12 protein-coding genes are annotated in these 14,837 nt (G+C 61.0%); 8 read left to right on the forward strand and 4 right to left on the reverse strand.

Annotated elements, in window-relative coordinates; translation table 11 throughout:
• Positions 1-3 precede the first annotated feature (3 nt).
• The 6 genes from HFO71_RS13550 to HFO71_RS13575 all read left to right on the forward strand — a co-directional run bounded on the left by HFO71_RS13550 (position 4) and on the right by HFO71_RS13575 (position 6,401).
• Positions 4-1,674 carry a ribonuclease J gene (locus tag HFO71_RS13550; protein WP_077976236.1) on the forward strand — a complete coding sequence of 557 codons (1,671 nt, stop codon included), beginning with the start codon at positions 4-6 and terminating at the stop codon, positions 1,672-1,674.
• Positions 1,675-1,676: 2 nt separating this feature from the next.
• A complete protein-coding gene (gene mce, locus HFO71_RS13555) occupies positions 1,677-2,081 on the forward strand; it encodes a methylmalonyl-CoA epimerase (protein WP_018494112.1) in 405 nt (134 codons plus the stop codon).
• Between the two features lie 113 nt (positions 2,082-2,194).
• Positions 2,195-2,470: a DUF1467 family protein gene (locus tag HFO71_RS13560; protein ID WP_077976237.1), complete on the forward strand. Its 276-nt coding sequence runs from the start codon at positions 2,195-2,197 to the stop codon at positions 2,468-2,470.
• Positions 2,471-3,060: 590 nt separating this feature from the next.
• Positions 3,061-4,383 carry a proline--tRNA ligase gene (gene proS, locus HFO71_RS13565; protein WP_168258256.1) on the forward strand — a complete coding sequence of 441 codons (1,323 nt, stop codon included), beginning with the start codon at positions 3,061-3,063 and terminating at the stop codon, positions 4,381-4,383.
• A gap of 15 nt (positions 4,384-4,398) precedes the next feature.
• Positions 4,399-5,703, forward strand: coding sequence for a lipoprotein-releasing ABC transporter permease subunit (locus tag HFO71_RS13570; protein WP_131640333.1), 1,305 nt, complete (start codon positions 4,399-4,401; stop codon positions 5,701-5,703).
• Positions 5,704-5,717: 14 nt separating this feature from the next.
• Complete coding sequence (locus HFO71_RS13575) at positions 5,718-6,401, forward strand: ABC transporter ATP-binding protein (RefSeq protein ID WP_025394108.1); 684 nt, start codon at positions 5,718-5,720, stop codon at positions 6,399-6,401.
• Between the two features lie 13 nt (positions 6,402-6,414).
• On the opposite strand, the gene HFO71_RS13580 is transcribed toward HFO71_RS13575, so the two are convergent.
• Complete coding sequence (locus HFO71_RS13580; RefSeq protein WP_077976240.1) at positions 6,415-6,879, reverse strand: DUF5680 domain-containing protein; 465 nt, start codon at positions 6,877-6,879, stop codon at positions 6,415-6,417.
• A gap of 505 nt (positions 6,880-7,384) precedes the next feature.
• Here HFO71_RS13580 and dnaE point away from each other — a divergent pair.
• Positions 7,385-10,882 (forward strand): DNA polymerase III subunit alpha, encoded by a 3,498-nt coding sequence (gene dnaE / locus HFO71_RS13585; RefSeq protein WP_077976241.1) that lies wholly within the window; start codon positions 7,385-7,387, stop codon positions 10,880-10,882.
• Here the strand turns inward: dnaE and HFO71_RS13590 are convergent, their stop codons facing one another.
• Both HFO71_RS13590 and HFO71_RS13595 read right to left on the reverse strand, forming a co-directional pair.
• On the reverse strand, positions 10,883-12,139 hold the full coding sequence (locus HFO71_RS13590; protein WP_131640331.1) for a L,D-transpeptidase family protein: 1,257 nt from the start codon (positions 12,137-12,139) through the stop codon (positions 10,883-10,885).
• Positions 12,140-12,231: 92 nt separating this feature from the next.
• Entirely contained in the window at positions 12,232-13,524 is a 1,293-nt protein-coding gene (locus tag HFO71_RS13595) for a DNA polymerase IV (protein WP_131640477.1), read from the reverse strand.
• Between the two features lie 76 nt (positions 13,525-13,600).
• Here HFO71_RS13595 and HFO71_RS13600 point away from each other — a divergent pair, with 76 nt between their 5' ends.
• A complete protein-coding gene (locus HFO71_RS13600) occupies positions 13,601-14,188 on the forward strand; it encodes a GNAT family N-acetyltransferase (protein ID WP_077976243.1) in 588 nt (195 codons plus the stop codon).
• Here HFO71_RS13600 and HFO71_RS13605 read toward each other — a convergent pair.
• Entirely contained in the window at positions 14,163-14,837 is a 675-nt protein-coding gene (locus tag HFO71_RS13605) for a hypothetical protein (protein WP_131640330.1), read from the reverse strand. The genes HFO71_RS13600 and HFO71_RS13605 overlap by 26 nt on opposite strands.

Raw genomic sequence — 14,837 nt, forward strand, 5'->3', positions numbered from 1 at the left:
ATTATGGCGAAACAGGACGAACTGGTATTCCTGCCTCTGGGCGGTGTCGGTGAGATTGGCATGAATCTCGCTCTCTACGGCTACGGCCCGCCCGAGCATCGCCAGTGGATCATGGTCGATTGTGGCGTCACTTTTCCGGGGCCAGACCTGCCGGGTGTCGACCTCGTATTGCCCGATATCCGCTTCCTCGCCAGCGAACGAAAGAACCTCAAGGCGATCATCATCACCCATGCGCATGAAGACCATTATGGTGCGCTCGCCGACCTCTGGCCCGGCCTCAACGTGCCGGTCTATGCCTCTGGTTTTACCGCTGGTCTGTTGGAAGCCAAGCGCAATTTCGAGAAGGCTAAGATCGGCGAAGTGCCGGTGACGCCGTTCAAGGCCGGCGATACGATCAATGTCGGCCCCTTCAGCATCGAAGGCGTCGCCGTCAACCATTCGATCCCCGAGCCGATGTCGCTGATGATCCGCACGCCGGTCGGCAATGTCATCCATACCGGTGACTGGAAGATCGACCACGAGCCTTCGCTCGGGCCCCTGACTGACGAGACGCGTTTCCGCCAGCTCGGCGACGAGGGCGTGCTGGCGCTGATGTGCGACTCCACCAATGCGCTGCGCGACGGCGTCTCGCCCTCCGAGAAGGATGTGTCCGAAAGCCTGCGCAAGATCATCGAGGATGCCGAGGGCCGGGTGGCGATCACCACCTTCTCGTCGAATGTCGGGCGTATCCGCACCGTAGCCGAGGCGGCCGAGGCGGCAGGCCGCGAAGTGCTGCTGCTCGGCAGTTCGCTGAAGCGCGTCGTCGACGTCGCCCAGGATGTCGGTCTCATGGAAGGCGTGAAGCCCTTCATCTCCGAGGAGGAATACGGCTATATCCCGCGTGACAAGGTCGTCGTCATCCTCACCGGCAGCCAGGGCGAGGCGCGGGCAGCCCTTGCCAAGCTCTCCCGGGACGAGATGCGCAATGTGGCCTTTGCGGCGGGCGATATCGTCGTCTTTTCCTCGCGCGCCATTCCCGGCAACGAGAAGGCGATCCAGGACATCAAGAACGGCCTCGTCGAGCAAGGCGTGCACATCATTACGGATACCGAGGCGTTGGTCCACGTTTCCGGCCATCCGCGCCGCAACGAGCTGCAGCGGATGTATGAGTGGACGCGGCCGAAGATCGTCGTGCCGGTGCATGGTGAAGCGATACATCTGACGGCCCACAAGGAGCTTGCCGAGCAATCCGGCATCGCGCTGGTGCCGCGGGTGCGCAATGGCGACATCCTGCGGCTGGCGCCGGGTCCCGTCGAGGTGATCGGCGAGGCGCCGCATGGCCGGATTTATAAGGATGGCACGCTGATCGGCGATTTCGACGAGATGGGTATCGGCGAGCGCAAGAAGCTCTCCTATGTCGGCCATGTCGCGGTCAACGTCGTGCTCGATGCCCGCTATGACATCGTCGGCGAACCCGACCTCATTTCGATCGGCCTGCCGACCTACGATGATGAGGGCGAGGATATGGAGGATACGCTCTTCGACGCGGCGGTCAGCGCCATCGAGAGCATTCCGCGCGCCCGCCGCAAGGATATCGACATGCTGCAGGAGGCCGTGCGCCGCGCTATCCGCTCGGCCGCGAATAACACCTGGGGCAAGAAACCTCTTGTCACCGCCTTCGTTACCAAGGTCTGAGCATGCTCGGCAGGGTCAACCATATCGCCATCGCCGTGCCCGATCTGGCCGCGGCGACGGCGGCCTATCGCGATACGCTGGGTGCTGCCGTATCGCAGCCGCAGGCTCTGCCGGAACACGGCGTCACCGTCGTCTTCGTCGAATTGCCGAACACTAAGGTCGAGTTGCTGCAGCCGCTCGGGGCTACCTCGCCGATCACAGCGTTCCTCGAAAAGAACCCGTCCGGCGGCATGCACCATATCTGCTACGAGGTGGACGATATTCTTCTCGCCCGTGACCGGCTGGTAGAGGCGGGTGCCAGGGTGCTTGGCGATGGCCAGCCGAAGACCGGCGCCCATGGCAAGCCGGTGCTCTTTCTGCATCCCAAAGATTTCTTCGGCACGCTGATCGAACTCGAACAGGCCTGAGCCCTGCTGCGGCAGAGTGACCCGCAGGCGGCTAAACGCTTCGCCCGCTTTGAGCTAGTCGCCATTCTGCCGTATAAGGACGCGATATCAGCGCGGCATCAACGGGAACCACAATGCTCCAGATCTTTCTTCAGGGATTTGCCGTCTACTTCATCATCTGGTGGATGACGCTTTTTGCCGTTCTGCCGATTGGCCTGCGCACCCAGGCGGACGACAACGACGTCGTGCTCGGCACCGTTCCGAGTGCGCCCGCCCGGTTTCGCGCCGCTTTCGTGTTTTCGCTGACGACACTGATCTCGGCTCTGATCTACGGCCTCTGGTATGTCTGCGACACCTATTTCGGCTGGGGCTTCGATGCCCTGCCGCAACTCGCCCCCAGCTTCTACTGAGCGTAGCTTTTGCTCAAACTTTGAGCAGATGTAAACCTATCGAAATCGAACTCGCCATACCACTGTCATGCTGTTGCGGCAAAGAGCTCGCGTAACGGAATGACGGTTATTCCCTTACGGAAGCCCGGCTGGATTTTTGGTTGGGATCAAGGCCGAAAAGCCAAAAAAAAACAAGGCTAAAAGCCTTGTTTTAAGTATCGCGTGATCTGTAACCGTTGCCGGGGCTGCGACGAGCGCGCCTAAGATCTGATCCTCCCAAGACTTGACCGCGAATTCGGCAAGAATTTAACTTCCTGCCTGTTTTGTGAGCTAAAACTAGCTCAAACATTGGGCTTTGTCATCTGCTTTTTTTGCATTTTTGCTACACTCTAGCAAAATTTTTCTGTTGACAAGATTTTCGTTCAAGCCCTTATAAACACGCGCTTTTTCATGCCCTTTCATTTTGCGGGTGCGAACATGCGCTTCCGGGAGGTTGCCGGCATCCGTTGCGGGTTTCCTTCCTGCCGCGAAGCGGCTATGAACGCTCCCGACATTAACAATGGTCTTTCGATTCCGCCTGCTGCGGGATCTCAACTGCTCCGGAATCCGCCATGCGTCTGTCCCGTTATTTCATGCCCATCCTCAAGGAAAACCCCAAGGAGGCGGAAATCGTCTCCCACCGGCTGATGCTGCGTGCCGGCATGATCCGCCAGCAGTCACAGGGCATTTATTCCTGGCTGCCGCTCGGCAAGCGCGTGCTCGACAAGGTCAACGCTATTATCCGCGACGAGCAGAACCGCGCCGGCGCCATCGAGCTGTCGATGCCGACCCTGCAATCGGCCGAACTCTGGCAGGAAAGCGGCCGCTACGACGCCTACGGCAAGGAGATGCTGCGCATCAAGGACCGTCAGGATCGGCCGATGCTCTACGGTCCCACCAACGAAGAGATGGTGACGGATATTTTCCGCTCTTCCGTCAAGTCCTACAAGGACCTGCCGCTCAATCTCTATCATATCCAGCTGAAGTTCCGTGACGAGATCCGTCCGCGCTTCGGCACCATGCGCTCGCGTGAATTCATGATGAAGGATGCCTATTCCTTCGATCTGACGCGCGAAGCGGCGGAGCATTCCTATAACAAGATGTTCGCCGCCTATCTCAGAACCTTCGACCGGCTCGGCCTGCGCGCCATTCCGATGCGCGCCGACACCGGCCCGATCGGCGGTAAGCTCAGCCATGAATTCATTATCCTCGCCGATACCGGCGAATCCGAAGTCTTCTGTCACAAGGATTTCGTCGACTTCGATATTCCTGGCGAACACACCGATTTCGACAGTGTCGAGGGCCTGCAGGCGATCTTCGACAAATGGACCTCGCTCTATGCGGCGACCTCGGAAATGCACGACGAGGCGGCTTTCAACGCCGTTCCCGAAGGTGATCGCCTGTCGGCGCGCGGCATCGAGGTCGGCCATATCTTCTATTTCGGTACGAAGTATTCCGAGCCGATGGGCGCGAAAGTGCAGGGACCTGATGGCAAGGAACACTTCGTTCACATGGGTTCCTACGGTATTGGCCCGACACGCCTTGTTCCCGCCATCATCGAAGCATCGCATGATGATAACGGAATCATCTGGCCGGCATCGGTCGCGCCCTTCGATGTCGTTGTGATCAACATGAAGGCGGGCGATCAGGCCTGTGACGATACCTGCGAGCTGATCTATGCCGCGCTGAGCAAGGCCGGCAGGGATGTGCTCTATGACGATACCGACGACCGGGCCGGCACGAAATTCGCGACCGCCGACCTGATCGGTGTGCCCGTCCAGATCATCGCCGGCCCGCGCGCGGTCGCAAACGGCGAAGTGGAAGTGAAGGACCGCAAGACCGGCGCCCGCGAAACGATGACCATCGAAGCGGCGATCAATCGGTTCGTGGCTTAAGGAAACGGAGGCGAAATGGCAGAGGCAGCAGTGGACCGGAGTTCGAAATCCGGCTTGGGTCCGGCTGGCAAGCCATTTTCCACCTTTGAACGCCTCGTGGCGTGGCGTTATCTGCGCGCCCGCCGCAAGGAAGCCTTCATATCGGTCATCGCCGGCTTCTCCTTCGTCGGCATCATGCTCGGCGTCGCGACGCTGATCATCGTCATGGCCGTGATGAACGGCTTTCGCACCGAGCTCGTCTCGCGCATCCTCGGCATCAACGGCCACATGATCGTCCAGCCGGTCGACGGCCCCTTCACCGATTATCCTGCCCTCAGCAGCAAGCTCGCCGCCGTACCCGGCGTCAAGATGGCGCTACCCCTGGTAGAAGGCCAGGTGCTCGCCTCCGCCCAGGCCGGCGGTAGCACCGGCGCTCTGGTGCGCGGCGCCCGCGCCGAGGACCTGACCAAGCTCAAGACGGTCTCCGACAACATCAAATCAGGCGACATAGTGGGTTATGCCTCCGGCGACGGCGTGCTGATCGGCAGCCGCATGGCCGATCAACTTGGTCTGCGCGTTGGCGATCTCATTACGCTGACGTCACCAGATGGCGACATCACGCCGATGGGCGTCAGCCCTCGCATCAAATCCTACAAAATCTCCGGCCTCTTCGAGATCGGTATGTCGGAATATGATTCCTCGATCATCTTCATGCCCCTCGAGGAAGCGCAGCTCTATTTCAATGCCGAGGGACTGGTGCAGTCGATCGAGCTCTTCGTCGATAACCCCGACGATATCGACGATCTGAGGCCCAAGGTGGAGGAAGCGGCCGGTCGCCAGATCGCCATCACCGACTGGCGCCAACGCAATCAGACCTTCTTCTCGGCGCTGCAGGTCGAGCGCAACGTCATGTTCATGATCCTGACACTGATCGTGCTTGTCGCGGCGCTGAACATCATCTCCGGCCTCATCATGCTGGTGAAGGACAAGGGCAGCGATATCGCCATCCTGCGCACCATGGGCGCCAGCGCCGGCGCGATCATGCGCATCTTCTTCATGACCGGAGCGGCGATCGGCATCGTCGGCACTATTGCCGGTGTGCTGCTCGGCGTTCTCGTCTGCGTCAACATCGAATCCGTCCGCCAGTTCTTCTCCTGGATTTCAGGCACCGTACTCTTCAATCCGCAGGTCTATTTCCTCAGCCAGCTGCCGGCCGAGATGGATCTGAGCGAAACGATCTCGATCGTCGTCATGGCGCTGACGCTCTCCTTCATCGCGACCATTTTCCCCGCCTGGCGTGCCTCCAAGCTCGATCCCGTGCAGGCCCTGCGCTACGAATAAGGAATGCCGCCTTCATGAAACGCAACGTCGTTCTCCAGCTTACCGGCGTCGAGCGCCATTACGGGCAGGGCGGTACGCTGCTCTCGATCCTGAAGGGCGCGGATTTTTCGATATCGAAGGGGGAGATTGTCGCTCTCGTCGCCCCTTCCGGCACCGGCAAGTCGACACTGCTGCATGTCGCCGGCCTGCTGGAGCATCCGGACGGTGGTGAGGTCAACATCAACGGCCATGCCTGTGACGGCCTGAGCGACGAGAAACGCACCGCCATCCGCCGCAGCGAAATCGGCTTCGTCTACCAGTTCCACCACCTGCTGCCGGAATTCTCGGCGCTCGAAAATATCATGATGCCGCAACTGATCGCCGGGCTTTCCTGGAAGGAAGCCGGAGAGCGGGCCGGCCAGCTTCTCGATTATATGCGCATCGGCCATCGTGGCTCGCATCGCCCCGGCGAGCTTTCCGGCGGCGAGCAGCAGCGCGTCGCAATTGCCCGCGCCGTCGCCAATGCGCCGACCCTGCTTCTTGCCGACGAGCCAACCGGCAATCTCGACCCCGAAACGGCAAGCTACGTCTTCGACGCGCTGGAAGCGCTGGTGCGCCAGTCCGGCCTTGCTGCCCTCATCGCCACCCATAATCACGAACTCGCCCGCCGCATGGATCGACGCGTGACGATTTCGGACGGCAAGATCGTCGATTTCTGAGGCCCAGATCACATCAAGGGATGATCAATCCGCCGCGATAGTCGAGTTGATAGGCCTTCTGGCCATCGACCATGATGCATTCGTGGCCGATGAACCGCTCGCAGCCGCCTTCGCTACTGTCGATATAGCGGCCGAACGGATGGTCGAATTCCATCCCGCCAAGAAACCGGCCATCGCGATACATCGCCGAAAGTGCGGCCTTGATCACTGCTCCGGCTGCTGTGCCGTCGATCAGCTTCGCTGCGATGATGCAGCCGAAATAATTCATCGCCCAGGCGGGCTCGTCGGCAAGCCACACCACTTCCTGTCCGGCGAAATCGGTCCCGCCGAAATAGCTGTCGAGATAGCGCCAGTCGCCGCGTTCGTAACCGATATCGTGGGCACCCGGCCGACAGGGCACGCGCGCCACGCCGCCGCCGACATAGGTGGCAGCCTTCGCCTCCACGACGAATTCGTTCAGCATCGCAAGCTCGACCATGTCATTCTCCTCTCGGCCCCGATGCTGGCAAATATGCCGCGGCATGTAAAGAACAAAAAGGGAACATAGGTGAGAAATAAAGAGTCGCCCTGAGGAGGTCTGCCGCCTGAGCACCATTGCCGATCTGCGGCGGATCGGGAAAAGGGCAAGGTTGCTGCCGATAACGTCGAGCGCCGGCCTTTAGCCGATTCGGCGCCTATTTTCCTGGGATTTTCGAACACAAGAAAGAAGGAAAAGATTCCTGTTGACAACAGAACATACATGGAACAAATTGAAAACATAACGAGTAAAGGAGAGACCGATGACTGACATGATCCGTGATATCGCAGCCTTCACCTCCATCGCAATGTTCGTTGCCAGCTTCTCGCTCATCGTCATGGCGCTCTAAAGTTTTCAGGGGATCGCATGGTAATCATGCGGTCCGGACGCGGGACTTCTTCTGGACATCATCGCCCTCTTTGCCGACAATACGTCCGATTCATTCGGGTGATTGGGAAGGCATGTTATGGCGGATACGGCAAAGGGTTCAACGGGTGAGGCGACCGGCGGTGCGCCAGGTTTCATCCACCTGAGGGTCCATTCAGCCTATTCGCTTCTCGAGGGCGCACTGCCGCTGAAGAAGATCCTCTACAAAGCGACCGGCGACAGCCAGCCGGCGATTGCGATTACCGACACCAACAATCTGTTCGTCGCCCTCGAATTCTCCCAGAAGGCGATGGAAGACGGCCTGCAGCCGATCATCGGCTGTCAGGTCTCGATCGATATGGGAGACGGGTTGGAAACGGAAAAGCGCGGCGGCCAGCAGGCCCTGGTCAAGCTGCCGTCGATCGTTCTTCTTGCCGCAACGGATGCCGGTTACGAACGCCTGGTCGATCTCGTCAGCCGGGCCTATCTCGGCGGCGAGAGCAACCAGGCTGTTCATATCAGCTCCTCCTGGCTGGAGGAGGCAGGCACGGAAGGACTGATCGCATTGAGCGGCGCCTTGACCGGGCCGGTTGACGTGGCGATCAAGGAAGGCCATCCCGCTCAGGCGGAAGTCCGGCTGCTCACGCTGAAGCGTCTCTTCGGCGACAGGCTCTATGTCGAGCTGCAACGGCACGGCACTTACGACAAGCGGCACGAGCAGAAGATTATCGGGCTCGCCTACGCCCACGACCTGCCGCTGGTTGCGACCAACGAGGCCTTTTTTCCGACCCGCGACGATTACGACGCCCATGATGCGCTGATGGCGGTCGCGCACAACGCCATAGTCTCCGACGACAGCCGCTTTCGCCTGACGCCGGATCACTATCTGAAGAGCCGGGCCGAGATGGTCAAGCTTTTCGCCGACCTGCCGGAAGCACTGGAAAATACGATCGAGATTGCCACGCGCTGCTCCTTCGTGCTGAAGACGCGAAAGCCGATCCTGCCACGCTTCACCGGTGCGACCGACGATGCCGAGGAGGCCGAACGCGCCGAGGCGGGCGAGCTGCGCCGCCAGGCGGTCGAAGGACTGGACATGCGGCTTGCAACGCTCGGCATGTCGCCGGGTTACGAGGAAAAGGACTATCGCGAACGGCTGGATTTCGAGCTCAGCGTCATCGAGCGCATGCGTTTTCCCGGTTACTTCCTGATCGTTGCCGACTTCATCAAATGGGCCAAGCAGCATGACATTCCGGTCGGTCCCGGCCGCGGTTCGGGCGCCGGTTCGCTGGTTGCCTATGCCTTGACGATCACCGACGTCGATCCCTTGCGTTTTTCGCTGCTCTTCGAGCGCTTCCTCAATCCGGAACGCGTCTCGATGCCGGACTTCGACATCGACTTTTGCCAGGATCGCCGCGAAGAGGTGATCCGCTACGTCCAGGCCAAGTATGGCCGCGAGCAGGTGGCGCAGATCATCACCTTCGGTTCGCTGCAGGCACGCGCCGCCCTTCGCGACGTCGGCCGCGTGCTGGAAATGCCCTACGGCCAGGTCGACAAGATCTGCAAACTCGTGCCGAACAACCCGGCCAACCCGACGCCGCTGTCCAAAGCGATCGAGGAAGAGCCGAAACTGCAGGAGGAGGCGGCAAAGGAACCGGTTGTCGCGCGCCTGCTCGACATCGCCCAGAAGATCGAGGGGCTTTACCGCCATGCCTCGACCCATGCCGCCGGCATCGTCATCGGTGACCGGCCACTTTCCAAGCTCGTGCCGATGTATCGCGATCCGCGTTCGGATATGCCGGTTACCCAGTTCAACATGAAATGGGTGGAGCAGGCGGGCCTCGTCAAATTCGACTTCCTCGGCCTGAAGACGCTGACGGTGCTGAAGGTCGCCGTCGATTTCGTCGCCAAGCTCGGCGTCAAGGTCGATCTCGCGGCCATTCCTCTCGACGACAAGAAAACCTACGAGATGCTGTCGCGCGGCGAGACGGTCGGCGTGTTCCAGGTGGAAAGTGCCGGCATGCGCAAGGCGCTGATCGGCATGAAGCCGGACTGCATCGAGGACATCATCGCGCTGGTGGCGCTCTATCGTCCCGGCCCGATGGAGAATATCCCGACCTACAATGCCCGCAAGCACGGCGACGAAGAGCTGGAATCGATCCATCCGATGATCGACCACCTGCTCAAGGAAACGCAAGGCGTCATCGTCTATCAGGAACAGGTGATGCAGATCGCCCAGGTACTATCAGGCTATTCGCTTGGCGAAGCCGACCTTCTGCGCCGCGCCATGGGCAAGAAGATCAAGGCCGAGATGGACCAGCAGCGCGAACGCTTTGTCGTTGGCGCGGTCAAGAATGGTGTGTCGAAACCGCAGGCCGACAATATCTTCGAACTGCTGGCGAAGTTCGCCAATTACGGCTTCAACAAGTCGCATGCCGCCGCCTATGCCATCGTCTCCTACCAGACGGCCTACATGAAGGCGCATTATCCGGTCGAATTCCTCGCCGCCTCGATGACGCTCGACATGTCCAACACGGAAAAGGTCAATGATTTCCGTCAGGATGCCAAGCGCCTCGGCATCGAGGTGATCGCACCCTCGGTGCAGACCTCCTTCCGCCATTTCGAGACCGGCGACAACCGCATCTATTACGCGCTCGCCGCACTCAAGGGCGTCGGCGAATCCGCCGTCGACCATATCGTCGAGGTGCGTGGCGACAAGCCCTTTGCCAGCATTGAGGATTTCTGCCTGCGCATCGATCCGCGCCAGGTCAATCGTCGCGTGCTCGAAAGCCTGATCTATGCCGGCGCCTTCGATTGTTTCGACATGGACCGCGCCCAGCTGGCAGCCGGCCTCGACCGTGTTCTCGGTTATGCCCAGCGCGCCCAGGAGAACAAGCTGAGCGGCCAGTCGGACATTTTCGGCAGTACGCTGACGTCGGGGCCCGAGAAGATCTCCCTGCCGCCGTTCTCGCCGTGGCTCCCCTCTGAGCGGCTGCTCAAGGAATTCCAGGTGCTGGGCTTTTATCTGACAGCCCACCCGCTCGATTCCTACAACAACATCCTGCAGAAGATGCGGGTGCAGACCTTTGCCGAGTTTTCCGCCGCCATCAAACAGGGCGCGGCCAATGCGCGGCTTGCCGGTACCGTCATCTCGAAGCAGGAGCGCAAGACTCGCACCGGCAACAAGATGGGCATCATCGTCTTTTCGGATTCTTCAGGCCAGTTCGAAGCGGTGCTGTTTTCGGAAATGCTGAACCAGTATCGCGATGTGCTCGAGTCGGGAAAATCTTTTGTGCTGACCGCGACGGGCGAGGAGCGGCCGGAGGGCATCGGCCTGCGCATCCAGACGATCCAGTCGCTGGAGGAAAAGTCGCTGCAGATGCAGAAGGCGCTGCGCGTCTATGTCCGCGATTCTGGACCGCTGCGGATGGTCGCCGGCCATCTGAACGCCAAGGGTGACGGCCTCGTCTCCTTCATCGTCATCAAGGAGGATGGCAAACGCGAGGTGGAAGTGGCGCTGTCGGAGAAATACCGCATCACGCCGGAGATTGCCGCCGCCCTTCGCGCCGCCCCCGGCGTCGTCGACGTCGAGCTCGTCTGATCACCCGCGGGTGATGGTGATGAAATCCGTGCCTTCGCCGGTCTCCCGGCCGAGGCCGGTATCGGAGATCGTCAGCGTCGAGCCCGGCGCGATGAGGGCGTCGATCTTGCGGCGGGTCTCATCGGGGATGGCAATCCGGCTGAGCGAACGGGCGATCGGCTTGCCTGTGATGATCGAGCTTTCCTGATTGGTGATGCCGAGCCGCTTCATCGTTTCGCGGGAGAGATTGTTCTCGAGCGTGATAGCGAACCAGTCCGCCGTGCCGGCCTTTGCATCGACGGCATGCAACGTGAAGAAATGCGTGCCAAGCGCCAATCCCGGATCGGCGATCGTCACTGGCGCTTCGAAGAGGGGCTTGAAGGCCTGCCGCACCATAATGACGCCGTTCGGCGGCTCGCCCCTGCCAGCCGCGGCATAGACTTCCCTGAGAAGCGTGTCGGAGACCAGGCTCCTGTCGGCGGCGAATTCGGTCGGCCGCAATGTCCTGAAAGCCTTGATCGCCTGCACGGTCGACGGACCGAGCAAGCCGTCCGGATTGCCGGCGGAAAAGCCGAGCTGGTTGAGCAGGGTCTGGATGTCGATCACCGTCTCGCGCAGCGTCCGGCGCGTGATCAGCATGCTGATCGGCTCGGACGGCGGCTCAGGTTCGTGTGTTGCAATCGGCTGCACGGCCGGCATCGGCATCGCCGCCGTGTCGTTCATCGCCACCTGCACAGGCTCCCCGAGCCGGTCGGGCATGGAGGGTCGCAGCTCGACATCCGAAAGCAGCGGCATCGCCGACGGTGCATCCGGGCGGAAAAGCGTCGGATGGTCGATCGGCTGCGGCACCAGTTCACGGTCGCTGATGATCACAGGCACACTGAGGTCGGTCATGCCGTAAAGCATTTTTGCGAAGGCGCCGGGCATGCGCACGCAGCCATGCGAGGCCGGATAACGCGGCACCGAATTGGATTCGTGCAGCGCGATGCCGGACCAGGTCAGCCGTTGCATGAACGGCATCGGGGCGTTGGAATAGAGATTGGATTCGTGGTATTTCTGCTTTTCCAGCACCGAAAATATGCCGCTCGGCGTCGTGTGGCCGTCCTTGCCGGTCGAGACCTTCGAGGTCGCGACGACCTCGGTGCCATCATAGACCGCAAGCGACTGCTTGTCCTTCGAGACGATGATCTGCAGCGTGCGCGCATCCACGGCAAGAGCGGGGTGCACGAGTGCGGTGGCCGACAGCAAGCCGAGGCCGAAGACGAGACGCGAGAACATGATACCCAACCATACGCAATACTTGCCCGGCACATTATGGGACGAAGTTTAACGAAGATTTTATAGGCCGGATCGCCGGCTGCCCTCACGCGTTAGTGATCGCGCCTGCCGCTGCCGAAGGTGTAGCCGGTCTCGACCGTTTTCTTGCCGAACTTGTCACGCAGCTTGTCCATCGCCGCTTCGGCTGCCGCCCGCCGGCCCGATTGCCGGTCGATGAGGTCGGGCGGATCGGCGAGGGCGGCATCGCCGAGATCGGTAACGCCGATGCCGATCAGGCGGAATTTCGTACCATCAGTCTCTTTTTCGAGAAGCTCGAGCCCGGTGCGGAAGATCTTGTCGGCAAGCTGGGTCGGGTCTTCGAGCTTGCGGTTGCGGGTGCGCGACTTGAAATCGGCGGTCTTCATCTTCAGGACGACGGTATGGCCGGCAATGTCGTTTTTCTTCAGCCGCCAGGAGACCTTTTCGGAAAGGTTGCGCAGGATCGGCACCAGATCGTCGTAGCGCGATATGTCGTCGAAGAAGGTCGTCTCGGCTGATACGCTCTTGGCCGCATCGTTAAGATGCACCTCGCGGTCGTCGATGCCGCGCGACAGCCGTGCCAGCCGCTGGCCGATGCTGCCGTAGCGGCGCATCAGGTCGTTTTCCTCCATCTGCTGCAACTGGCTGATGGTGCGGATGCCGTCCGCCTCCAACGTCGCCGCAAAGGCCTTGCCGACGCCCCAGATGGTGGTGACGGGACGCGGCGCCAGGAACTCGACCGCTTCCTCTCGGCCGATGACCGAAAAGCCGCGCGGCTTCTGCAGATCGGAGGCGACCTTGGCGAGGAATTTGCAATAGGAAAGCCCAACCGAAACTGTGATGCCGATCTCCCTTTCGATGCGACGGGCGAATTTGGCCAGGGTGCGCGCCGGCGGATCGTGATGCAGCCTCTCGGTGCCGCCGAGCTCCAGGAAGGCCTCGTCGATCGATAGCGGCTGCACCAGCGGCGTCAGATCCTGCATCATGGCGCGCACCTGCCGTCCGACCCGGACATATTTCTCCATGTCGGGGCGGATGACGATCGCTTGAGGGCATGCCTCCAGCGCCTTGAACATCGGCATGGCCGACCGTACGCCGTGGATGCGGGCGATATAGCAGGCGGTGGAAACCACACCGCGTTTGCCGCCGCCGATAATGACAGGCTTGTCGGCAAGTTCCGGATTGTCGCGTTTCTCCACCGCTGCGTAAAAGGCGTCGCAATCGATATGCGCAAGCGTCAAGGCGTAGAGTTCGCGGTGGCGCACGAGACGGGGGCTGCCGCAGGAAACGCAACGGCGCGCCTCGCCCTTCTGCTCGGCAAGGCAGTCGCGACAGAAGCCGGGTGTCTTGTCAGGCGCAGGCGTCATGATGAGAACAAAGATTGAACGCCGGGACATTACGCCTTAAGCTTCCGAGTCTCAAGAGAGGGCGGGAGCTTTGCCTTTGGATAACAATCTTCGTTTCGAGCCGGTAACGCCAGAACGCTGGGACGATTTCGAAGTCATGTTCGGGCCGCAGGGTGCCTTCTATAACTGCTGGTGCGTCGCGTTGCGTCTGCCGTATGGGGTGAGGACGAAGATGGCGGCCGACGAACGCAAGGCGCATATGCGGGAGCGGATCAAGGCGGGTCCGCCGCCTGGCATCCTCTGTTATGCGGACGGCGCGCCGGTCGCCTGGGTGCAGGTCGGGCCGCGCCACGACGTACCGCAGTTCAATTCGCCGCGCACCGTCTCGCGGCCGCTGGAGGAGGGCGATGCGCATGATCCATCCATCTGGGCCGTCAGTTGCTTCTTCCTGCTGCCCAAACTTCGCGGCACGGGAATGAGCCACCGTCTGCTCGCCGGCGCGATCGACCATGCCCGGCGCCAGGGAGCGCGGCTGCTCGAAGCCTGTCCGATCGATCATGTCAAGCAGTCGAAATCCGTGACGCTCTGCATCGGCTCTACGGCGATCTTCGATGCCGCCGGTTTCGAGACGGTTGCGCGGCGCAAGGACGGCCGTCCGCTCATGCGGCTGGAACTGCGCGCGTGAAGGTGCCGGAAACAAAATGCGCCTCGATCAGCGCGGCCACATGCGTCCAGTCGGTGGCGCGGGTGATGTCGTTAGCGGCGGCCGGGGCGAAGCGATGGACGGGCGAGTTCGGCACCAGGTGAATCAGCAGGCAATCGGCGACGTGATCCCTGACGGAATGCAGATTGCGCGCCATATCATCGATGAAGATGACGGGAAGGGAGCGGCTGGCATGCAATGCGTGAACGATCGGCCCTTTGGGTTGTTCGGTAGCAAGCAGCGGAAAGAGCAGGCCCATCCTGTCGAGCAGGCGACGGCGCTGGTTCTGGAACCGCGGCTGCATGGCTGTCAGGAAAAGGATATCGGCCTCTTCCGAAAGCCGGTCGAGCGTTTCGACGACGCGGTCGAGCGGCGTCTGCCACAGCTCTTGGGCTTCGAAGAATTCCTCGATCAGCCGGCTGACCTCCTGATCCTCGATCTCCACGCCGTCGGCTTGCGAGACGATGTTGCCGTGCAGCCGGAACGATCGCGGCAGAAACGCGCAACCCTGGCTTTGAAGGAAAAGCTGGAAGGGACCGATGAACTGCAGCACGACGTCGTCGACGTCGCAGACGATCAAAGGCCGTTCGCCGAGGCGGATATGCGAGATGTCGAATTCCCCGGAGGTCAC

The organism is Rhizobium laguerreae (genome assembly GCF_019778565.1).
In the GTDB taxonomy this organism is placed as follows: domain Bacteria; phylum Pseudomonadota; class Alphaproteobacteria; order Rhizobiales; family Rhizobiaceae; genus Rhizobium; species Rhizobium laguerreae.

Bases quoted from the DNA above. Each gene is read 5' to 3' on its own strand.
- HFO71_RS13560 (WP_077976237.1), top strand. From the start codon at position 2,195: ATGCTCCAGATCTTTCTTCAGGGATTTGCCGTCTACTTCATCATCTGG.
- proS (WP_168258256.1), top strand. From the start codon at position 3,061: ATGCGTCTGTCCCGTTATTTCATGCCCATCCTCAAGGAAAACCCCAAG.
- HFO71_RS13580 (WP_077976240.1), bottom strand. From the start codon at position 6,879: ATGGTCGAGCTTGCGATGCTGAACGAATTCGTCGTGGAGGCGAAGGCT.
- HFO71_RS13590 (WP_131640331.1), bottom strand. From the start codon at position 12,139: ATGTTCTCGCGTCTCGTCTTCGGCCTCGGCTTGCTGTCGGCCACCGCA.
- HFO71_RS13550 (WP_077976236.1), top strand. From the start codon at position 4: ATGGCGAAACAGGACGAACTGGTATTCCTGCCTCTGGGCGGTGTCGGT.
- dnaE (WP_077976241.1), top strand. From the start codon at position 7,385: ATGGCGGATACGGCAAAGGGTTCAACGGGTGAGGCGACCGGCGGTGCG.
- HFO71_RS13595 (WP_131640477.1), bottom strand. From the start codon at position 13,524: ATGACGCCTGCGCCTGACAAGACACCCGGCTTCTGTCGCGACTGCCTT.
- HFO71_RS13575 (WP_025394108.1), top strand. From the start codon at position 5,718: ATGAAACGCAACGTCGTTCTCCAGCTTACCGGCGTCGAGCGCCATTAC.
- mce (WP_018494112.1), top strand. From the start codon at position 1,677: ATGCTCGGCAGGGTCAACCATATCGCCATCGCCGTGCCCGATCTGGCC.
- HFO71_RS13570 (WP_131640333.1), top strand. From the start codon at position 4,399: ATGGCAGAGGCAGCAGTGGACCGGAGTTCGAAATCCGGCTTGGGTCCG.